The organism is Bartonella sp. AA83SXKL (assembly GCF_042196965.1).
GTDB lineage: Bacteria > Pseudomonadota > Alphaproteobacteria > Rhizobiales > Rhizobiaceae > Bartonella.
In genome coordinates, this window is the sequence record NZ_JBHIRG010000005.1 from 85,786 (window position 1) to 108,084 (window position 22,299).

At 36.6% G+C, this 22,299-nt stretch carries 18 protein-coding genes and 1 other RNA gene; 4 read left to right on the forward strand and 15 right to left on the reverse strand.

Annotated features, from left to right (window positions below; genetic code table 11):
- Window positions 1-132: 132 nt before the first annotated feature.
- The 13 genes from murD to ettA all read right to left on the reverse strand — a co-directional run bounded on the left by murD (window position 133) and on the right by ettA (window position 17,253).
- Window positions 133-1,527, reverse strand: coding sequence for a UDP-N-acetylmuramoyl-L-alanine--D-glutamate ligase (murD, locus tag ACFINO_RS04015; protein WP_375655106.1), 1,395 nt, complete (start codon window positions 1,525-1,527; stop codon window positions 133-135).
- A gap of 4 nt (window positions 1,528-1,531) precedes the next feature.
- Window positions 1,532-2,602 (reverse strand): phospho-N-acetylmuramoyl-pentapeptide-transferase, encoded by a 1,071-nt coding sequence (gene mraY / locus ACFINO_RS04020; protein ID WP_375633003.1) that lies wholly within the window; start codon window positions 2,600-2,602, stop codon window positions 1,532-1,534.
- Window positions 2,603-2,623: 21 nt separating this feature from the next.
- Window positions 2,624-4,045, reverse strand: a complete 1,422-nt coding sequence (gene murF, locus ACFINO_RS04025; protein WP_375655107.1) for a UDP-N-acetylmuramoyl-tripeptide--D-alanyl-D-alanine ligase — start codon at window positions 4,043-4,045, stop codon at window positions 2,624-2,626.
- Window positions 4,042-5,493, reverse strand: coding sequence for a UDP-N-acetylmuramoyl-L-alanyl-D-glutamate--2,6-diaminopimelate ligase (locus ACFINO_RS04030; RefSeq protein WP_375634626.1), 1,452 nt, complete (start codon window positions 5,491-5,493; stop codon window positions 4,042-4,044). Before ACFINO_RS04030 ends, murF begins: the two co-directional genes overlap by 4 nt.
- A 23-nt stretch (window positions 5,494-5,516) precedes the next feature.
- Window positions 5,517-7,259 (reverse strand): peptidoglycan D,D-transpeptidase FtsI family protein, encoded by a 1,743-nt coding sequence (locus tag ACFINO_RS04035; protein WP_375642929.1) that lies wholly within the window; start codon window positions 7,257-7,259, stop codon window positions 5,517-5,519.
- The gene (locus ACFINO_RS04040; protein ID WP_375634628.1) at window positions 7,259-7,663 is read right to left on the reverse strand and encodes a hypothetical protein; all 405 of its coding nucleotides are present in this window, start codon (window positions 7,661-7,663) and stop codon (window positions 7,259-7,261) included. Before ACFINO_RS04040 ends, ACFINO_RS04035 begins: the two co-directional genes overlap by 1 nt.
- A complete protein-coding gene (gene rsmH, locus ACFINO_RS04045) occupies window positions 7,660-8,658 on the reverse strand; it encodes a 16S rRNA (cytosine(1402)-N(4))-methyltransferase RsmH (protein ID WP_375642927.1) in 999 nt (332 codons plus the stop codon). Before rsmH ends, ACFINO_RS04040 begins: the two co-directional genes overlap by 4 nt.
- Before the next feature lie 264 nt (window positions 8,659-8,922).
- Window positions 8,923-9,313: RNase P RNA component class A (gene rnpB, locus ACFINO_RS04050), an RNA gene on the reverse strand.
- 83 nt (window positions 9,314-9,396) lie between these two features.
- Complete coding sequence (locus ACFINO_RS04055) at window positions 9,397-9,906, reverse strand: lytic transglycosylase domain-containing protein (protein ID WP_375633015.1); 510 nt, start codon at window positions 9,904-9,906, stop codon at window positions 9,397-9,399.
- 1,307 nt (window positions 9,907-11,213) lie between these two features.
- Window positions 11,214-11,591 (reverse strand): hypothetical protein, encoded by a 378-nt coding sequence (locus ACFINO_RS04060; protein WP_375618214.1) that lies wholly within the window; start codon window positions 11,589-11,591, stop codon window positions 11,214-11,216.
- 1,578 nt (window positions 11,592-13,169) lie between these two features.
- Window positions 13,170-13,430: a hypothetical protein gene (locus ACFINO_RS04065; RefSeq protein WP_375640432.1), complete on the reverse strand. Its 261-nt coding sequence runs from the start codon at window positions 13,428-13,430 to the stop codon at window positions 13,170-13,172.
- Between the two features lie 650 nt (window positions 13,431-14,080).
- Window positions 14,081-15,019 (reverse strand): ArsR/SmtB family transcription factor, encoded by a 939-nt coding sequence (locus tag ACFINO_RS04070; RefSeq protein ID WP_375655108.1) that lies wholly within the window; start codon window positions 15,017-15,019, stop codon window positions 14,081-14,083.
- Window positions 15,020-15,603: 584 nt separating this feature from the next.
- Window positions 15,604-17,253 carry an energy-dependent translational throttle protein EttA gene (gene ettA, locus ACFINO_RS04075; protein ID WP_375655109.1) on the reverse strand — a complete coding sequence of 550 codons (1,650 nt, stop codon included), beginning with the start codon at window positions 17,251-17,253 and terminating at the stop codon, window positions 15,604-15,606.
- Window positions 17,254-17,415: 162 nt separating this feature from the next.
- Here ettA and ACFINO_RS04080 point away from each other — a divergent pair, with 162 nt between their 5' ends.
- Together ACFINO_RS04080 and pncA are read left to right on the forward strand one after the other, a co-directional pair.
- Window positions 17,416-17,952 (forward strand): hypothetical protein, encoded by a 537-nt coding sequence (locus ACFINO_RS04080; protein ID WP_375655110.1) that lies wholly within the window; start codon window positions 17,416-17,418, stop codon window positions 17,950-17,952.
- A 46-nt stretch (window positions 17,953-17,998) separates the two neighbouring features.
- Complete coding sequence (gene pncA, locus ACFINO_RS04085; protein WP_375655111.1) at window positions 17,999-18,607, forward strand: bifunctional nicotinamidase/pyrazinamidase; 609 nt, start codon at window positions 17,999-18,001, stop codon at window positions 18,605-18,607.
- A gap of 451 nt (window positions 18,608-19,058) precedes the next feature.
- Here pncA and ACFINO_RS04090 read toward each other — a convergent pair whose 3' ends face one another.
- The gene (locus ACFINO_RS04090; RefSeq protein ID WP_375655112.1) at window positions 19,059-20,111 is read right to left on the reverse strand and encodes a DUF475 domain-containing protein; all 1,053 of its coding nucleotides are present in this window, start codon (window positions 20,109-20,111) and stop codon (window positions 19,059-19,061) included.
- Between the two features lie 359 nt (window positions 20,112-20,470).
- Here ACFINO_RS04090 and ACFINO_RS04095 point away from each other — a divergent pair, with 359 nt between their 5' ends.
- A complete protein-coding gene (locus tag ACFINO_RS04095; RefSeq protein ID WP_375611979.1) occupies window positions 20,471-21,010 on the forward strand; it encodes a helix-turn-helix domain-containing protein in 540 nt (179 codons plus the stop codon).
- 391 nt (window positions 21,011-21,401) lie between these two features.
- Window positions 21,402-21,581 carry a DUF1508 domain-containing protein gene (locus tag ACFINO_RS04100; RefSeq protein ID WP_142416545.1) on the forward strand — a complete coding sequence of 60 codons (180 nt, stop codon included), beginning with the start codon at window positions 21,402-21,404 and terminating at the stop codon, window positions 21,579-21,581.
- 529 nt (window positions 21,582-22,110) lie between these two features.
- On the opposite strand, the gene ACFINO_RS04105 is transcribed toward ACFINO_RS04100, so the two are convergent.
- Complete coding sequence (locus tag ACFINO_RS04105; protein ID WP_375621377.1) at window positions 22,111-22,281, reverse strand: hypothetical protein; 171 nt, start codon at window positions 22,279-22,281, stop codon at window positions 22,111-22,113.
- Window positions 22,282-22,299: the final 18 nt, after the last annotated feature.

Consider the following 22,299-nt stretch of genomic DNA (forward strand, 5'->3'; position numbering starts at 1 on the left):
TATCCATTTTATAAATTATCTCAAAGTGATATGGTTCCCCAGCCTGTTTAACAAACACTTTAAAAACTAAATTACACAAAAAAAGATTCTGGAGTCTTAACGCAAAAATATTTTTTTATAACTGATGCTTTTTTATTGTAACTGCATCACAAAAGAGACAAATGCTTCGCCTCGCATTTCATAATTTTTAAATTGGTCATAACTTGCACAAGCAGGTGACAAAAGAACCGTCACCTCTTTTTCCTTACAACCCATTGCGTCAACAGCTGCTTCACGCACCGCATTTTTCAAAGTTAAACTCATAGAAAAGGGAAAAGCAGATCCAATAGTGCGAGCAAATTCTTCTGCCGCGCTCCCAATCAAATAGGCTTTACGAATTTTAGGAAAAAATTCTCTAAGAGACTCTATCCCTCCCTTTTTTGCCTGTCCCCCAACAATCCAAAAAATATCATTAAAGGTGGAAAGCGCAGGAGCTGTTGCATCTGCATTAGTAGCCTTGCTGTCATTGATAAACAAAACCGCCCCCATTTTACGCACCTGCTGCATACGATGATCCAACCCTTTATAACTTGCTAAATGCTTGTTCACAGAAGGATCAGTTATTTTTAAAGCCTGCAATGTTGCTAATGCCATAAGGGCATTTTGCGCATTATGACTCCCACGTAACACCGCCATAGGAGCAAGATCTGCAAGCATATGGCGCTGTCCTTGACGAACAGAAAAGAGCTTGGTCCCATCTGCATAAAAACCATTTTCAACAAAATGATCCTTGGAAACTGCCTCAATTTGCTTCCCATCATGAAGTAACTGTTGATATAAAACCCGACAAGCTGCATCATCAACTGAAATGAAAGCCTGAGAAGCCTGAGCAATCAGATGCCTTTTGGTTTGCACATAACAGGCAAAACTCCCATGTCGATCAATATGATCAGGTGTTAAATTCAATAAAAGTCCAATGGTCGGCTGAAGAGAGGGAGTAAGATCAATTTGAAATGATGAACATTCAATCACATAGATACGTTTTTTAACAAATGGCTTAAGCATCAATATTGCCTTTCCGATATTCCCCCCCACCTGCACATCATAACCCATTTTTTCCAACAAATGCGCAAGTAAAGCCGTTGTGGTTGACTTTCCATTCGTCCCCGTAATCGCAATGAAAGGAACATCTTGGTCACAAAAACCATAATGCTGTAAAAAATGCTGGCGCGCACGAACAAATAATTCAATATCACCGATAATTTCTATATTTTTTTTTCGTGCTTTTTCAACAACCCAATGGGGTTGAGGATAATTTAAAGGAACTCCAGGAGCTACAATCAATGCAACAAATTCTGACCAATCTTCATAACGGAGATCTCGCGTTGGAATATTGTGCCGAAAAGCCATCTGCACGCTTGAAGGACTATCATCCCACGCCACCACTTCTGCACCGCCACGCATCAATGCTTGTGCTGTTGCTAGTCCAGACTGTCCCAACCCAAACAGAGCAACTTTTTGACCTTTATAACACGTAACAGAAATCACATTCTCACCGCAATTTAAGTGTTGAAAGACCTATGAGAGCGAGAACAATTGAAATAATCCAAAAGCGTATCACGACTTGGCTTTCAGTCCAGCCTTTTTTCTCAAAATGATGATGTATCGGTGCCATAAGAAACACTCGTTTTCTTGTTAATTTGAAATAACCAACCTGAATAACGACTGAAAAAGCTTCCACAACAAAAAGCCCACCAATAAGAGCCAAAACAATTTCGTGCTTCGTAGCGACTGCAACAGTCCCTAATAATCCTCCAAGAGCCAACGAACCAGTATCTCCCATAAAAATAGCTGCAGGTGGTGCATTAAACCATAAAAAACCAAGCCCTGCCCCAACAACAGCTCCCAATAAAACAGCCAATTCACCTGCTCCCGATACATAATGGATTTGGAGATAATCAGCAAAATTCATATTACCAGAAAGATAAGCAATCAGAGCAAAAGATAAGGCTGCAACCATCACAGGAACAATAGCAAGGCCATCAAGTCCATCCGTCAAATTAACTGCATTACCCGTCGCGACAATAACAAAAGCAGAAAAAGGAATAAAAAACCAGCCCAAATTGATAAGATAATCTTTCAAAAAAGGCAAAGCGAATCCAGATGAGCCAATTTGTAGGATGACAAAAGCAGCAATTGCGGCAACACAAAACTCCAAACTTAACCGTGCTTTCCCAGAAAATCCTTTGTCTGTTTGTTTTGTGACCTTAAGATAATCGTCATAAAATCCAATTGCCCCAAAAGAAAGCATAACCAATAGCGATACCCAAAAATAAATATTCGATAAATTACACCACAAAAATGCCGATACCACAATACCGGTTAAAATCATCAATCCACCCATTGTAGGTGTTCCAGCCTTTTTAAAATGTGTTTGAGGACCATCCGCACGAATCGGTTGCCCCTTACCCTGCCGCAATTTAAGAGAAGCAATGATGCTAGGTCCAAACAAAAAGACGATGAGCCCCGAATTAAGCATAGCCGCTATCGTGCGAAAAGTAATATAACGAAATACATTCACACCTGGAAGCCAATCACTAAACGAAGAAAAAAACAGCATCATGGTACAAAAAACCTCTTAAAACTATGAAGAAACCGCTTTATAGCGGTCAAGCAATGCAGTCACAATATTTGATGAACAAAGGCTATTGGATGATTTAACCATAAGCAGATCCCCAGAAGAAATTTCTGCTAAAAGGAGAGATAAAATTTTCTCAATATTTTCAGCATAATGAACCTTAACACCAGCAGACAAATCACTGACTAAAGATTTCATCGCCTCACCAAATAGAAAAACCGGATTAGCACCGGAAAGACGTATTAGCTTTATTAAATCACGATGAAGCTTTTCACTATACTCGCCTAACTCTAGCATATCTCCTAAAATAGCAATTCGCCGCCCCTCTTCCCCGACTGGTCCTGTAGCAAGAAGCTCAAGCGCAGCACGCATAGAAGCAGGATTTGCATTATAGCTTTCATCAATGAGATAAAATTCACCCCCATTTGATAAAGACAGTCGATAACGAACACCTCGCCCCTTTTGAGAAGAAAAATAGCGAAAAGAAAGAAGAACAGGCTCTAACTCAACTCCCATAGCATCACAAGCAGCAATAACCCCTAAACTATTTTGCACAATATGGCGTCCTGGAGCACCAATTTGAACCTTCCTATCCCGCCCCCCAATACGCACAATCATAGAAGTACTATCAGTTAGAAGACGTATATCTCGCGCTTGATAATCAGCATCTTTAGTCTCACCAAAGCTTAAGATCTTCTTTACACCGCATTTCTTTGCTTTTTGAACGAGATAAGAAAAAAAATCACTATCCGCATTTAAAATGGCAATTCCTTTTTCATCTAATCCTTCAAAAATTTCAGCTTTTGCCTTTGCTATTTCTTCAAGATTTTTGAAAAAACCCATATGTCCTGCACAAATATGCGTAATGAGAGCAACATGCGGACAAACAAGTTTGACCAGAGGGCGAATCTCATCTCTATGATTCATGCCAATTTCAAAGATACCATAATCACTCTCCATAGGCATCCGCGCTAAAGTGAGTGGAACCCCCCAGCAATTGTTTAAAGAAGCGAGATTCGCATGAACATTCCCAACCGTTGCAAGTGCTTGTTTCAAAGCCTCTTTTGTCGTTGTTTTTCCCACCGATCCTGTTATCGCGATAATCTTAGCTCTTGAACGTTTGCGTGCAGCTTGTGCAAGTTTTTCTAAGGCTTGCAAAACATCAGGAACAACAATAAGTGGAGCCGATATCTTTTTCATATCCCTCAAACGGTGTTCCGCAACGATAAGAACGCCTGCACCTCGTTCATAAGCTTGCGCAGCAAAATCATGACCATCAAGATGATGCCCTTTAATGCAGAAAAAAACATCCCCTTCCGCAAGAGTACGGCTATCAATGGAAACCCCAGAAAAAGTTTCTGGCAGGCTTCCCATTACAACACCATTAACTGCAGCAACAAGTGCTTGCTTATCCCATAAAGTTGTCATTTCTTTCGGTCCTCTAAAGCTTCTATCGCTTTCAGACGATCTGAAAAAGGATAAGTTGTCTGCCCTATAATTTGGCCATCCTCATGACCTTTTCCAGCAATGATTAATGTATCACCAACTTTCAAAAGCTCCACCGCGTAAGAAATAGCCTCTCCACGATCTGCTATCTCTATTGCTGTTGGCACCGCCTGTAAAATATCCTTGCGTATTTTTTCTGGCATTTCTGTGCGAGGATTATCATCCGTTACAATAACAATATCCGCTTTATCCGCCGCAATTTTTCCCATCAAAGGTCTTTTTCCTTGATCACGATCTCCTCCACAACCAAAAACAACGATCAAACGCCCTTGCGTAAAGGGACGAACAGAAAGCAAAACCTGCTCCAAAGCTTCTGGTTTATGGGCATAATCAATATAAACAGGCGCATTATTTTCTGTCTTTCCCACAAATTCCAACCGCCCAGGTGCCCCCTGCAAAGTTTCAAGCGCAGAAAAAACCTTACGAGGTGAAACACCAGTTGCAATTGCTAACCCCGCTGCCATAAGCGCATTGGCTACCTGAAAATCTCCAGCCAAAGGCAAATCAAATGTATAAATATTATTTTCCACACGACACTCAATACACTGTTTTGAGCGTTGATGTTCAACACGATTAATCGTGATAAATTGCCCCTTACGACCAATTGTCAAGACACGGCGGCGTGCTTGTGTAACAACATCAATAACCTTTTGTGAATAAACATCATCAGCAAAAATCAAAGCAGGAGCAGATACAGGCAAAAGTGTATCAAACAACCTCATTTTAGCCCGCAAATAATCCTCTACCCCCGTGTGATAATCCATGTGATCTCGCCCTAAATTAGTAAAGGCACCAGCCGTTAAACGGACTCCATCAAGTCGTTCTTGATCAAGCCCATGCGAAGAAGCTTCAAGAGCTGCATGAGTCACACCTTCATGAGAAATTTCATAAAGAAGACGGTGCAAGACGACCGGATCAGGTGTTGTGAGAGAACCATAAACATTCCGTTTAGGAGAAACAACACCAACCGTTCCTATACTCGCAGCACAAAATCCAGCATAAGTCCAAATTTGCCGAAGAAAAGAGACAACAGATGTTTTACCACTTGTACCAGTCACAGCAACGACCGTTTCAGGCTGAGAACCGTAAAAACGTGCAGCTGCCAACGCTAAACTATGACGAACATTAGAAACACGTAAAATGGGAACAGATAAATCCTCAAGAACAGCATGACAGTCTGTAACGATTGCTCGTGCGCCACGCTTTATCGCATCATCTATATAGTGTCTTCCATCACTTTTTTTCCCTTGAACAGCGACAAAAACATAGCCCGGCAAAACTTGCCGAGAATCCACACTTATTCCTGTTATTTCTATTGAAGAAAGACTTTCATCTTCAACACATTCTGTAAAAACTGTTCCAAACAACATAACGATGCACCTTTGTATTTATTTTACTGTTGTTTAACGAAACTTGAATTGCTCTTTTTACTTAAAAGAAGCTCATATTCTTTTTTAAAATCGGGTTTTACACCAAGAAAACTAGCTGTGCGACGAATAATATTAGCAAGCATTGGTCCAGCATTCATTCCCGCTGTTGCTGAACGCTGTCCCTCTGCAGGCTTTGGTTCATCAATAATTGTTAAAACAACATAAGCAGGATCTTCAATAGGAAAAGCAGCAAGAAAACTATTGAAATTTTTTGTTTTAGAATATTTTCCATTTTCAACTTTTTCAGCTGTTCCTGTCTTACCACCTACACGATAGCCTTCTACTTTTGCATTACGTCCAGAACCAATATCACTATTTAATTGATAAAGGTAACGCATATTTTGACTTGTTTTAGCCTGCAAAACCCGTTTTGCATGGTGCAGAGTTTGTTCTTTTGTCCGTTTTAAAAATGTCGGAGCAATTAACCAACCACCATTCATTAAAGCAGCAGCCCCGACAGCTGTTTGCAAGGGTGTTGTTGCCATACCATGCCCAAAAGAAATCGTCATAGAATGGATATCCTTCCAATGATGTGGTACAATAGGGTGGGCAACTTCAGGCAACTCTGTTGTGAGACGATCCAGTAATCCAAGTTTTTGCAAAAAACCACGATGTTTATCAATCCCTATCGCCAATGCCTCTTTAGCAGAACCAATATTAGAAGAATAAATAAAAACCTCCCATAACGTTAAGGGTCGATTTTTTCCATGAAAATCATGAATAGTATACCCACTACTTGTTTTTATTGGCTTTGAAGCATCAATAATACTGTTTAAATAAAAAATATTGGAATCAAGTGCCATGGCTGTCGTAAAACTTTTAATAATTGATCCCATTTCAAAAGCTCCTGCCGTCATCCGATTGAGACGATCACTTTTTAAAGCTTCGATAGGATTTCCAGGATCAAAATCTGGTAGTGATGCCAAAGCCAAAACTTCCCCCGTATGTATATTTAAAATAACAGCTCCTGCAGCAATTGCCTTATAACGCTTCATAGCCTGAATAAGTTCATCATGAACAATTGCCTGAACACGCACATCAATCGAAAGCTGAACTTGTTTTAATGATTCTTCCATGGCAAGACCAGCGGCACGCAAAGCACTCAACCCCGCATCATCAATATATTTTTCCATACCTGCAATGCCCTGATTATCAACATTCACCATACCGAGAATATGGGAAGTTACAGGTCCATCAGGATAAAAGCGACGAATTTCAGTCCGAAAACCAATTCCTGGTATACCAAGAGCCATAATTTGCGTCTTCTGCATTGGTGTTAACCCCCGCTTTATCCAAGAAAAACTAGATTTTCTTTTTAAGCGCTTATAGGTTTCCTGCCAATTAAGATCAGGCAAAACTGTTGAGAGCAATTCAATTGTTTCATCCACATCAATAATACGTCGTGGCTCAGCAAAAAGTGAATAAGTTTTAATATCTGTTGCCAATAAACGACCATTACGATCAACGATATCAGGCCGTGCCATCAATTGAAGAACTCCTGGCCCTTTTGCTTCTTCAATCTGTCCACCTTCCAACCCATAAGAAATAAGGCAAGCCCCCATGATGCCATATAAAATTAAAAAGCAGAACAACGAAAAAAGCAAACGTGGACGACTAGAATAGGGACGACGAACAGAAACATTATGATTATTCAACGAATTCTTTAAGCGCTTTTTCTTCTGTGAGAATAAAAAAGTCGATTTCATTACTGCGCGCCTTTTTGGACAACACTATTGATCTGAGAAGCCCGATTATTTGTCAAAATATTTTGATTATCTTCCAAGATATTTTGTTTAATCACTTCTTCAATTTGATCATGTACCCATACCGGAATGTCTTTAAACTCCACGATTTGACGGGGCTGTATAACCTCTAACCCAAGTTCTTTCTGATAACGTTTCGCAAGTTTTTGCATGCGTGAAGGACTTATCATCACAGCCCACTCAGCATGAAGCAAACTTACCGTATTTTTTGCTGCAGCAATTTCATGCTCAAGATGAAGAACTTCGTTCATTCGTTTTTGAACATCATATTTTACCTTATAAGTAAGTCCTGCCATACAAATCATAATCAACACTAAAATCATATCAAATGTACGAAAAACTGTCATTTTTTGCTGCCTTCAAAACTGGCAATCTCTGCTAAACCAAATAATTTCATATCTGCTGCAAGAGCCTCTGCTTCAGTCCGTACACCAATACGCAACCTCGCAGAACGTGAACGAGGATTTTTCTGTAACTCCTCTTTAGTTGCCGTGATCCCACCTCTAAACAAAGGAAAAAATGTTGCTGGAGCAGCCTTTATTTCTGGCAGATAGCGTGATCTCATACATTCTCCAGAACGAGCCGAAAAAAATCTTTTGACCATACGATCTTCAAGAGAATGAAAACTGACAACCCCCAAACGGCCTCCAGCTTTTAAAACGCGTTCAGCAGCAAATAAACCACATGCCAATTCACCAATTTCATCATTAACATAGATACGAAGAGCCTGAAATACACGTGTTGCCGGATGAATACGATCTCCCGGTTTACGTCCTATCAACGTTTCGATAGCATCCGCCAAATCACCTGTACGCAAAAAAGGCTGCACAACACGACGCTTTTCAATCATCCGTGCAATTCGCCCCGCATAACGCTCTTCCCCTAATATCTTAAAAATACGTGCCAAATCCCTTGCTTTTAAATGATTGACAACATCGCTGGCTGTAAAACCAGTCTGAGCCATTCGCATATCCAATGGACCATCTTTTTGAAAAGAAAAACCTCTTTCTGCTTCATCAAGCTGCATTGAAGAGACACCAATATCCAAAATAACTGCATCCACCTTCTCTTCAACGACACGATCGAGCTGTGAAAACGCCATATGGACCAAACGAAGGCGTGGAAAAAATTCTTCAACAAGCGATTGTCCTGCACTTATAGCATGAGGATCACGATCAAGAGCAATCACCTGTGCCCCTGCCTTTAACAAAGCGCGCGTGTAACCACCAGCACCAAAGGTGCCATCAATCACTTTTGCTCCAACCAATGGCATAAGCCCAGCCAAAACTGGCTGTAACAACACTGGAATATGGCGTTCAGCTCTTTGATCCTGCTTTATCAAAATAATCCGTCTTGAAGTTAGGCTGTCTTAAATCAACAGCTCTCTCATGGCAACTGATCTTAGAATAACCTGGCCTTCAACTTTCACATTAATCACAATGAACGAAAAAACTAAAGTTATCCCAAAACAGATCCTAACGCATTATACTTAAAGAAATGTTATAATTTTTTAAAACACTCTTTGCTCAAGTGTCCATTTCAAACACATAGACTCCATAAAAGACCATATATAATTGATCTTATAAAATATCGCGTATCATCATGAAATATCAGTCGGCCTATAAGCCGGGTTCTGTAGAGTAAAGCTTACACTTTACATGGCAACCATTCATCTGGGACGGATGTTACCATCCGCCTCGTGCAACCTACCCGAATGACTCGCCCGGAAATCGGCTGCAAATTAAATTTTGCACGTCATTTCTATTTGGTCTTGCTCCCGGTGGGGTTTACCTTGCCACATTCATTACTGAATGCGCGGTGGGCTCTTACTCCACCCTTTCACCCTTACCTATAAAAATAGGCGGTTTACTTTCTGTGGCACTTTCCCTAGGGTCACCCCTGCCGGGTGTTACCCGGCACCGTCTTTCCATGGAGCCCGGACTTTCCTCACCTGCCGTATTTCAGTATCAGACAAGCGCGGCTGCCCAGCCGACTGACATACTAATTTATAAAACATTTTCTGCTCCGTGAAAATAGCATCTTAAAATATTTTATGACAAACCTCTCTCAACAGATGTTTTTATTTTAATGAAGCCAGATAAGTCTTTACTTTTGCGCAATATTTCGCTGAAATAGAATTCATTTTTTTTGCAGCATGGCCTGCATTATATTTAAGGATTGTACCACATGTACTTCCACCACTGAGTTTATAGGCCCGTGCCAAATAACGCATACCATATTCAAGATTGGTCGCAGGATCATACAAATCCTGTACAGAACCACTAAAGCCCAACCCTCGTGCCGTAGAGGGTTTAATTTGCATCAAACCTATTTCGCCAGCAGCCCCCTTTATACCTGCCTTATAATTACTTTCAACTTTTACAACAGCATGTGCTAAATTAACGGGAACATTATATTTATTCGCAAGTTTCTGAATAAGAAACTCATAAGGACGATCAGGAATCTTAGAAGCAACAATCACTGAGGATTCTCCTGATTCCGCAACATTTAAGACACTATGAGTCCAACTTACATCAAATACAAAAAATACAGCACACGCTGTATTTAACAAGATTTTCAAAAATTGCATTTTCTTTCTCTTTACTCAAACATTCTCAAATTCTAGCTGCAAATAATTTGCAAACGTATTGTACAAAAAAAGAAAGCAAAAGAACGGCTTTAAAAAGGAAATAGTAAGAAAATTTCAAGATAAAATTCTGCAACAAAAGAAAATCTCTTTATGCACAAATTATAGATTTATCTATATCATAAAGTAAAAAAAATAAAGAGACTATAATTAATCTTATATCGTATTAAATAAAATGATATAATTTGTAAATTTCTGCTATCACTATTGTATCACTCAATTTTTATATTAAAAAAATAGCATCTTAAAGAGAGACAAGAACATCTTTTTACCGAAGATCCTCAATATCAAAAAAGTTTCACAAAAAATATAAACTGTTATCAACACTTCTCTCTGGTTAATAAACACCCACAGCACTCTTTATGTCCGATAAAACCCCAACAAATCATAAAACAAATCCCCGCTCCCATCATTGCGCATAAAAAATTCATAAATATACTAAAACCATCATACTCTTTACCAATTCAAAATATTGCAACAGACTTTTAGCTCTCAAGATGCCTCAAAGAAGCTTTTTACTTCTTTTTTTGAAAGAGCTTTTATCCACACAAGCCTCTCACTTGTAGTGCACAAGAAAGTGATTTTGATTTTTTCACCATGAATAAATTTAAAACGAGAGAATTTTGCAATTCTTAAGATTCTCACTTAATATGAAAATGACAAATTATCATTATAAAACAATATGCTAAAAAAGCTATATCCGTCTTTATCTCTACAACAAAGCTTAACAATTACTTTTGTCTGTTTTTTTGAAAAATGTTAGGAAACTCAATACCCCAAAGCCTTTTAAATAAAAATAAACCCTCATCTTCATTCAAATATTTTTTTCTTTGTCACAGACTACCATCTTATCAGCCTTGCACCTCATTTTCAGAAATCATACAAGTGGATAAATATCCTAAAATCCGTAGAACAAAGAAAGCTTAAATCCTTTAAAAAATTTTTATTTTCTCATATCAAATAAAAAAATAACCAGCATATAAAACACGGTTAACGTGTTTTTTCATAGTCAATACTGCTTTTGTCATTGTAGCGATTGATAATGCAATTAACTTGGACCAATACCCTTGATAGACTTTCTATCACTCCTGTAATGATTGCAACATTACCCTTATACTCCAATTGCTTACCTTTTGAGAGATAAATTTTGTTAATACCTTACAAATTAATTATCTCCTCGCACTTTTCAAGACTTCACGAAAAGCTCTTGCTCCTTAAAATAAAACCCAAAAGCGCGATTAAAAAAATAGCTAAAAATAAGCATTAGCAATGGAAGGACGAGAAATCGCTTTTGAAAGAGCCATAGCAACAGTTTCACCAGATTTGTGAGCCTGCTCACGACTCTGACCACTTTTAAAAGCAAGCGCAATTACATCACGACGCAGCTGCGCAATAAACACCTCTTGCTGTTGAGGACTCATCTTAGAAAGATGCTTGATAATATCTGGAAAAGATACAGACAATCTCTCTAACAACTCCTCCTCTGTTACATCAAGCTTCTGAGAAGAAAAAGAAGAGCGACCGGAAAAAAACTGATAAACAGCACTACTTTGAGAAGCAAAAAAGACAGCGCCAAAAATAAAAAATACAAATAAAATAAAAACAATACGACGCGAAAAAGATTCCATTATCTCTTACCTAAAGATCATAGAACACAAACATAGATTCCTTTTATGATTCTCCTTATAGCATTCAACGATGCCTCAATAAAGAAAAATCAAATTATTGAAAATGAATACGCTAACACTATCCGCCCAACAAAAACTGCCCCTCTATGTATTTAGGTAGTATAGGCGAAACAATAACAGATCTTACACTTCCCCCTAATAACACGCTACAACATCCCCCAAAAAAATTATAAAAAGCCTGACTGAGGAAATCCTCAGTCAGGCCAGACAATCTAGGGGATCCACGCGGGGGGGGGAGGAGGTTCCCCGATCGTCCTCTCACATCAACCACTAAGATAGCCGATGCAATATTCTTGCTATGGAATAAAATTCTTTAAACAACAAGAAATTCTTATCATCTTCTACGCAAAAAAACATATAAAGAGTTATAAATTGTTTAAAAATGTTTAAATTTAGGCAAAAAAAGTTTAAAATGACCCAATTTGAAGCAATTTTATTTCAAGAAGCATCAATTGGAATCTACGATCATTATAACTTTTAAATAGTTTCTTTCATAACTCTGATAATCATAATCAAAAAAAACCGTAATTTCTACGTATCCACCCTATAAAAATCAAACTATATAAAAGTAGAATCACTTTTCCAACAGCAATCACCACAAAAATAAAAATGTAGATTTTTAAAATCTTATCTATCTTCATAAAAAATTCTGTAAATGATTATTAAAATATTGTCGCATCTCTCATGTAACAATCAATGAAGAATTTAAACAGCTTAATTTTATGAAAAAATGAGAACTCTGAAGGTATTTGTTTCGAATCACGTCCTATAATCATTCCAAATAACGATAAACTATTTTACAATAACCAACAGGCTCTAACGCATTTTAACATAACAAACCGAGATCAATGCAGACCGTTTCTCTTAATCTCTATCATTTAAATGATCCCGTAAAATAATACACACAGTAGTTTCTATGCTCAAAAATTGTTATAGTCTGTTCTTCTAACGTAAATAATGCATTGATTTACAATCATAACTCATCATTTTACAACTTACATGAGAGATCTCAAGAACGTGAGATTCCCTTATTTTAAACCTTCGTCTATTGAATCAATGAATAGCCATACTACGGCACATCACAAACAAGAAAAAGCATATGGATAAAAAACATAAAACGATGATGCCCTATCAATTTTACGCTATACTAACGGGCTGCATCATAAAATGAGCAGTAAGCATAAAAAGAAAAAATCACTTTTGGCAAGAAAAATGGACTTATTTAATAACCTTTTTAATAACCTTCATACTTCTCATAATAAAGAGATACGAAACTTTAGTGTAATATCACGCTTTTCTTTTCTACTTTCAGCCACGGACTATCCATAGATTATCGTCAATCTTATTTTTATGAATATAATGAAAAACACATAGACAAACGCCATATATGAATGCTTGTAAGAAGAAATAAACGTAAAGTCAGATACGCTATTATAACCATTGTTGTACAAAATATTTTTAAAATTCAGAATATCACTCCAATCCATTACTAATTTATGAGTAATTTTATGGCGTCATCTACCAAGCTTTTACGTTTGCTATTACTTGTAAATCAACACCTGCTCCTAACATGGCAATATGCTTGAGATAAAGACTAGAGCAAATGAGAACCATGTAAACAGTCCCAGCTTTTATATGCCCAATTAGAGTAAAAATATTTACGTCTGTTTGAGTAATCTTAAAAAAGCCATCATTTATTTTGAACGAAACATAAAAGCCCAAAGATAAAAACCTATTGCCATCTTTACCATCCCTTTCATTTGCCTTTACGACTTTCAAACACGCTCATAACGCTGTGTTTTAAATAATGAAAATCATGCATTGTCTTACCCTTTTACCCCTTCGTCTTTTTAGAGCATCTTTTTGCACCCCTCACTAAAAATTCCAAGGTACTTCTTATCTAAGCACCTGTTTAAAGAAACATCGTAAGATCTATTGGGTACCACCATTTTTGACATTTATGAAGGTATGAGCCATCACTATATTATATTGTGCGCTATTACATCATATCGCCGCCGCTCTCATATTTAGAAATATGTATTTCCTTTTACAAACGGTATTATTTAGATAAATATCTTCTCTTGTAACAAACAAACAGACTCTTTTGGATTCTGCAACAGGAAATTTGAAATGAAAAAATATTCCTATATTCGAGCCTCTCATTGAAATCTAAAAAATCAATATATTGGCTAATAAAACAAATATGATATCAAGACACCTTAAATAACGATCCTCATAGGCTTAACTCTATAGAAGATGCTTTCATTACACAGTACACAGCCACCAAGCCCCTGTAAAACACCAATACTCTCATATAAAAACATAATACAAATGTAAAAAACAATAGATTATCAATGATTGAATAAAGTTTTATCTCTACGCTATTCCTTAAGAAAAATCAGAGAATAAAGCAGGTCAACAAACGCGATTTATGCAAAATTGACTTGTTTATCTTTGATATCGTCAACTAATAAACGCGGATCACGAGCAAGCCAAAGCGTAACCATACCTTTCTCACTGTTTTCATTTTGTATAGGAGTAAGACAAACCGTTTGTTCTAGAACAAGTCTCGTATTTTTAAGCCATTGTTCTATTTGTAAAGCCGAAAATCCAAAACGCGTATGTGCTTGATCAGAATATGAAGACTCAATTTCATGATAACCAAAATCCACAATCAATAAACGTCCATGAGGACGCAAAACACTTGATATCTCATGAAGGAATATTTCAGGGTTTTCAAAAAAATGTAAAACCCAATGAAGAATAACTAAATCAAAAGTTGTATCTCCAACAGACAAGTGAAAAACATTGCTATCAAGCACGACTTGAACCGCATGCGTATAAAGATTAGAAAACAATTTTAAGATAGAGTCTTCACCTCTTCCAATATTCAGCATCGTCTGAAATGGTTTATCGCCAATGATTTCAAGTAAAGCGTTTTCTACACCATGATCTGCCATATAAGATGACCGTAATACATCCCGTTGCAACGCATTTTGTAAGAAATACTTCTTCCTCGTTTTTTGACGCTGCTTTTTAACATCCTTCAAACGTTCTAAATCATGCGCTAACAACACATCATTCTTTGGCAAAGCCGAAAGAACACCCATCACAATGTCTTTACCCCAAAAATCATGACAAAGCTTAAAATAAAGGCTATCCCCCTTCTGATAACGCTCAATCAATCGTGCTTCGTACAATAAACGTAAATATCGTGATATACATGCTTGCGACTGATCAAGAATAAAAATAAAATCAGAGATTGTTAAATCTTCATGATGTAAGAGCCTAAGAACACGTAAATGGCTTACTTCTGCGACCGCTTTCAGCAGCTCAACCATTGCATCTAAACTTGCACTTTTTTTCATAATTATCCCCTCAACATTCCTATAAACATTTGTTTATAGGAAAAAAAGTCAAGTATACAACGCATATTCTCATCTATTTTGTGCTCTCTATTTTATCATACTATGAAAAAATAGGCTAATGTAAAAACGAACAGATCTTATCCATCTGCTTCTCGTTATAATATTCATGATAAATCAATCCAAATCATTCTCTTACAGCTCATAAACGGAGGGGACATATAGATAAAAATATCTTTTATGCCCACCTCAAAACAAAAACTGTATACCATTGAGAAAAAATAAATAACATGATGATGCCAGCTTGCATTTTTATTAAGTAAAGATGGTAATGCTCAATGACCAGAGCATTTGTAGAAGTAGTACTATACTCTTCATCTCCTCCTTTTCATTGCAATTTTACAAGCAATAACCGGTTATATATCATGATTAGAACAACCCTATTTAGGCTATAATTTCATAAAGTGTCTCTTACTCTTTTCAATGAATAAAAACTTCCACAGAGTACACACACACTTTATTTATGAAATAACAAACGCAATAAAATACACTATTATTCCAACAAAGTTGAGATAAGATAAAAAATTCTAGCGTGTAAGAGGTTTATAATTTGCATGCTTAGGATTAAGAGATTCCGCCCCAAGACGACGAACTTTATCAGCCTCATATTCAGCAAAATTACCTTCAAACCATTCTACATGACCATCACCTTCAAAGGCTAAAATATGTGTTGCCAATCGATCAAGAAACATACGGTCATGCGATATGATAACTGCACAACCAGCGAAATTTTCCAATGCATCTTCCAATGCACCCAATGTTTCAGTATCAAGATCATTTGTCGGTTCATCAAGAAGAAGCACATTCCCCCCCTCTTTTAGAAGTTTTGCCAAATGTACGCGATTGCGCTGCCCTCCTGATAAATTTGCCACCTTCTGCTGCTGATCTGCTCCCTTGAAATTAAAAGCCCCGCAATAAGCGCGGCTATTCATCTCATATTTGCCTAATTGAATAATGTCATTTCCACCAGAAATTTCCTCCCAAACAGTTTTATTCCCCACCAAGGAATCGCGACTCTGATCCACATAACTCATGTGAACTGTTTCACCGATACTTATCTGACCTGAATCGGGCTGTTCCTGTCCCGTCAACATTTTAAACAAGGTTGACTTTCCCATACCATTGGCCCCAATAACGCCGACAATACCACCAGCAGGAAGTTTAAAAGAAAGAGAATCAATCAATACACGTTCACCATAAGCTTTAGAAAGATTATCAACTTCAATAACAACCTGTCCTAATCTTTCTCCAATAGGAATAATGATTTGCGCCTCTCCAGGACGGCGCTCACGTGCTGCTTGAACCAACTCATCATAAGCCTTAATCCGAGCTTTTGACTTTGCTTGTCGCCCTTTTGGACTAGAAGCGATCCATTCTTGCTCACGTGATAAAGCACGTTGACGCGCTACCTCTTCACGACCTTCTTGAGCCAAACGCTTGGCTTTAGCCCCCAAATAAGCAGAATAGTTCCCCTTATAAGGAATACCTCTACCGCGATCTAACTCTAAAATCCAACCCGTTACATTGTCGAGAAAATAACGATCATGGGTTATCAAAAGCACGGCCCCAGGATATTCACGTAGATGCCTTTCAAGCCAAGCGGTCGTTTCAGCATCTAAATGGTTTGTCGGTTCATCCAAAAGTAATAAATCAGGTTTTGACAAAAGCAATTTACAAAGTGCAACACGCCGCTTCTCACCACCCGAGAGTTTTGTTACATCCCCATCGGCTGGCGGACAACCAAGAGCAGCCATAGCCATTTCCACTTGACTTTCTAAATCCCAAAGATTCTGACTATCAATAATGTCCTGAAGCCGCGCACTTTCATCAGCCGTTTCCTCGCTATAATTCATCATCAATTCGTTATAACGCTCAAGAATTTCTTGTTTATCTGCAACACCTTCCATCACATTGCCACGCACATCTTTGCTCGCATCAAGCAAAGGTTCTTGTGGTAGATATCCACAGCGTGCTCCTTCAGAAATCCATGCTTCTCCCGTATATTCCTTATCTAGCCCAGCCATAATACGTAAAATAGTTGACTTCCCTGCACCATTCGGCCCTAAAATACCGATCTTCGCATCTGGATAAAAAGACAAATGAATATTTTCTAGAACTTTTTTATTGCCGTAAGACTTGTTAAGCCCAGCCATATGATAGATAAATTGACGTGCCATAAATTTCTCTTTATATTGTGCGATATTAAAGATTAGGATTTTGAAAAAAACTGCTTTTGCTTTTTGAAACTGTACAGTAAATAGCACTTACATCGTATCAAAAGCTTTTCGCTTTATATTGGTACATTTTTTCTAATCTCACAAGCCCCAGTATGGTTCTGAATGCAAAAAAACATCCCCAAAAAAAGCAAAAAGCAAATCTTTTTAGCTGTACCTGAAACCTGTTATCAAACATTGCCTCTCTTTTCCATACCAGATATAACATTGTATTTTTATCGTATTAAACCAACTTATCAATGTAATATGGTACCAAAAAGAAAAGCAATTCTCTATGCACCTTCTTTTTTCGCTTTATGGGCTTTATATTACGCAGTAAAAAATCCTTCCCTTTTTTCATCGATTTTTTGCTACGGGAAACAATGGTCTTCCCCCCTTGCCTTGATATGGCTTAAATTACGTTTACAAAATGATCGCCGCCTTATGGGATCTGACGTTCCAAGCCCAATGATCATGAAAGCTTTGCATCAACACGTAGCAACAAATGACTACAGTGCACTTCCCATTGGTACGTGGTTACAATTCGTAACAAACTATAAAACCAATTGTAAAAACTTATCCATCCCCCTCTTTTGGCTTGATAATTATAAAAATAATATCAATATTCAGCAAATCATTTCAAAACTTCAAGACGAAATATAGCTTTTTAAAAATACGATAAAAGATCATCTCATATAGGAATATATTTATGGAAAAAAAAGCCTTAATCGTCATTGATGTTCAAAATGACTTCTTACTAGGTGGAGCACTTGCCGTACCACAAGGTGATGCTATTTTACCCGCCGTCAATAATCTCATAAATCATTTTGACCACGTTATCTTAACCCAAGATTGGCACCCAAAAAACCATTGCAGCTTTGCTTCCTGCTATCCTGAAAAAAAGCCCTATGATACCATCATTCTTGACTACGGTCCTCAAATACTTTGGCCTGATCATTGCATACGAGGAACACAAGGAGCAGAATTTCATCCATCTCTTAGAGTGGAAAAGGCACAACTTATCCTTAGAAAAGGCTATAATCAAAAAATGGATAGCTATTCTGCTTTTCTTGAAAATGATCAAAAAACACCAACAGGTTTACAAGTTTATCTTAAAGAACATGGTTTTACTAAGCTCATTATGTGTGGCTTAGCAACTGATTTTTGTGTCGGATTTTCTGCTCTTCACGCTATGCAATGCGGTTTTAAAGTCAGTGTTTCATTAAATGCCTGTGCTGGTATTGATGTAAACGGATCACTAAACACTATGCTTAAAACAATGAACGAAGCCGGTATAGAACTTTTAATGGTCTCTTAAAATATCCTTCTCTAATCTACCATTATAATACACTGATTTATAAAGGATAAATTATTTTGCACATATTTAAGTAAGAGTTCAGAATATCGTAAATTCTCTCATTTCAAACCTGTTTCAAAACCATTCTCTTACACGTTACAAAGAGAATCCAATGTATGAATAGAAATCATTCAAAAAAACAGCAAAAAGGCCTCTTATGAACCATTAATGCAAAAGCTTGTCATAATATTGAAAGCTGGTAAAAAGTATAGCATCAGCTTTCTGTCTTATATTTAGGTCAAAAAGTATCCTAGAGATTGTATATTATTCCCTTCATGGGTAGTATTATGCAATAAAATCAACTTAAAAAAACGCAAATAAGCAATAAAATAGTATTTTATTTTGCATAAAAGACCTCTTTCTATTCAAAGATATGCGATAAACAAAAGTTTGAAAAAGGAAGAGATCTCCATTACTTAGATACAACATGTTTATCCAATTGACGATGCTTAAAACGAATCGAAGAATATAATGCCATTCCAATAATACAGACTCCCACAAGTCCTGTTAAAATTTCAGGAACCGATATAATCGTTTGCAGATACATAATCACTGCAAGAACTAGAATTGCATAAAAAGCACCATGCTCTAAATAACGATAATGCAATAACGTTCCTGATTCAACCAACATAATTGTCATAGAACGAACGTAAAATGCTCCGATACCAAGACCTATCGCAATAATAAAAAGGTTGTGTGAAAAAGCAAAAGCACCAACCACGCCATCGAAAGAAAAACTAGCATCAAGAACTTCTAAATAAAGAAACGCCCCTACTCCCCCGTGAGCTACTGTTGTTAAAGTCTTTTGAGGAGTATCCAAAAGATGACCGACAACTTCAACACCGATAAAGGTCAAAAGTCCATAAAGTGCTGCCAATAAAAAAGTTATTTTATTTTCTGCGTCAATCTGACCTGAAACCAATAAGATCAAAATCAAAACAATTGCAATATCAATTCCAACAAGCGCCCCAAACTTTTGAGCAGGTCTCTCTATAACATTAAGCCAATGCACTTTTTTTTCAGAATCAAAAAAATATTTTAAGCCAACCATCATAAGGAAAGTTCCTCCAAAAGCAGCAATCCCCATATGCGCATCGGTTAAAACTTCAGCATATCGATGTGGTTCCCATATCGCTAATTTGACTGCCGCAATTGGATTAATCCCAACAGCAACGACAACCACCAATAATGGAAAAACAATTCTCATCCCAAATACAGCTATCAAAATGCCCCACATAAGAAAACGACGACGCCACAATGGACTCATTCTACTAAGAACACGCGCATTGATAATAGAATTATCAAAAGATAAAGAAATTTCCAAAACTCCTAAAACAAAGCAAATAAAAAAATATTTAAGAAAACCAGTAATACTTTCCGTTTCAAACCAACCAATAACCCCTCCTAAAAAGACACCAATAATCGTGAAAAAAAAAGCAAACCCAAAATAGCGTAATAGGGCCATGATCATTCCTCAAAGTTTATTTTCTACTTCATCTAAGCACACCCAGTACCAATCCAAAGTTTGCATCTCTTTAAAGTTGCATCTATTAATGCAGAGGTGTATAGAATATATATGGTAAAGTTACATGAAAATTCTCTCAAAAAAAGCAAGAGACAAATGTAGCAACAAGGAATTTTGTTTTGAAGTGAATATCAATTGTCAATACAATAAGTGCAAGATTGCTTTCTATCTACACAAATAAAAAAAACAACAAGAAATTAAAGCTATAATATTGACATTATATCATAGAATATTAATACATAGTGTGCTTTTATTATTTAATGATTTATACCATGATGATTTACCGAGGGAGATAATTCGTGGCACGTCCTGAAACTGAATCAAAAACCATATTTGGAAAACGTTTACGTTATGTACGTCTTGCTTTAGGCGATCCATCACGTGAAACCTTAGCTAAAAGTTTTAGCATGACAAAAAATTCCATTGCTTTTTATGAGCGTGGAGAGAGAGAACCCAATCTTAGTGTCTTACAAACATACCGCACGTTATATGGTGTCAATATTAATTGGCTTTTAACTGGACAAGGAAAAATGTTTGACACCGAATATACAAAAGGTGATTTTGACTGGAATTATTTTATTAAAAAAATCGAGGGGCTGGAAGAAACTCTTGCCGATAGTGATCGTAACGAAAAACTAAATCAAGAAAAAATCGACAGTTCTTATGAAAAATTGCAGCAATATTTGTCAAGACAAGGTTTATCAAATGGTTTTAACCCTAAAACTACAACCTCTCTTATCGATATGAAAGCTAAAATGGCCAATTCTTATACCCTTAGCTTATTCATTGATTTACTCATTCGAAGCGTATCCCAAAAAGAGGTTATAGCTAATCAATAAACGTCTATTTAAAAAGAAAAAACAAGAAATGATTAAACTCTACCAGTATGGAAAAAAGTATTTTTTACTTTATCCTTGCTGGTGAAATTTTATATAATTTATAAACTTTTTTTCTGTAACGACAGAAAAATATTTGCGTTGTAAATGAAAGTATAGTGTCTTTAAATTAAAAAAAATAATTTTATAGTATAAAATTCTCATTCATATCTTATTGACAATAAATTTTTTCTTGTTAAAAGAATAATAGCTCTCATAGAAATTATTTTTTAAGGTCAGAAAATTTAAGGGGAATATATTGACGACTTCCTAGAGAGACATACATTAATGTTTACAAGCGGATTAGTTAAATATTTATCCTGAAAATTATCAGCTATTTTATGAGGTGGGAAGCATGTATTTTGAGGTGTTTCAAGGAGTTCACAATCAATGGTACTGGCGTTTAATCTCAGGAGATGCACAAAAAATTGCTTTTTCTAGTAAAGGTTATCCAACAAAACAAGATATCCTAATCAATATTGAGCAAATAAAAGAAATTACACATAAGGCTCTTATTAGAGAACTACAGTCCTAACGTTCTTTACCATTAAAACAAGCGTCTATTTTGTATAATGGTATGGGAGTCACTTTTGTGATAAATGAAAAGTGATTGATTTCCCCTCAATGAGAGGAAGTTCTGTATTATTTCTGACACTCACAAATAACAGTCATATTCTTACAGATTATATGTTTATTTTCAATCATACTCAAATCTCTATAGCCTTTATCAAAAAGAAAATCTTTTAAGTTTTGTATTTTTCATAAAAAATAAACGCACATGAAGAGAAGATAAATCATCAATGAGAAATATATGTACTCTACAAGATATTAATATCTTTTACGTTCATATTCCTCTTCTGTATCTGATAATCATAACTGACTTACCCATTTCATCTTCATAAAAAGCAAATATCTCTTTCTTTCTATTATCATGCAATTTTTTATACCTATTAGCTGAAACTATCGTAGCATTTATACCTTACATCTAAAAAGAACGTGCAAAATTGTTTCCAGTAATAATATAAAATTGCTGGATTGTATAGACGCGCTTTTTAATAACCAGCCTACCTATAAACTGGTTTATCATCATAAACTCTTATTTTATGATCAACGACGCTCTGTCTTATAAACTTAAATGTTGTCATAAAATCAGAGTAAACTTGAATATTCTCTTCCAATACAATCTCTCCATCAGCACCATAATTGGCTTCATTAAAGTTTATCTCTCTCGTCATTCCAATCTTCCTAACACA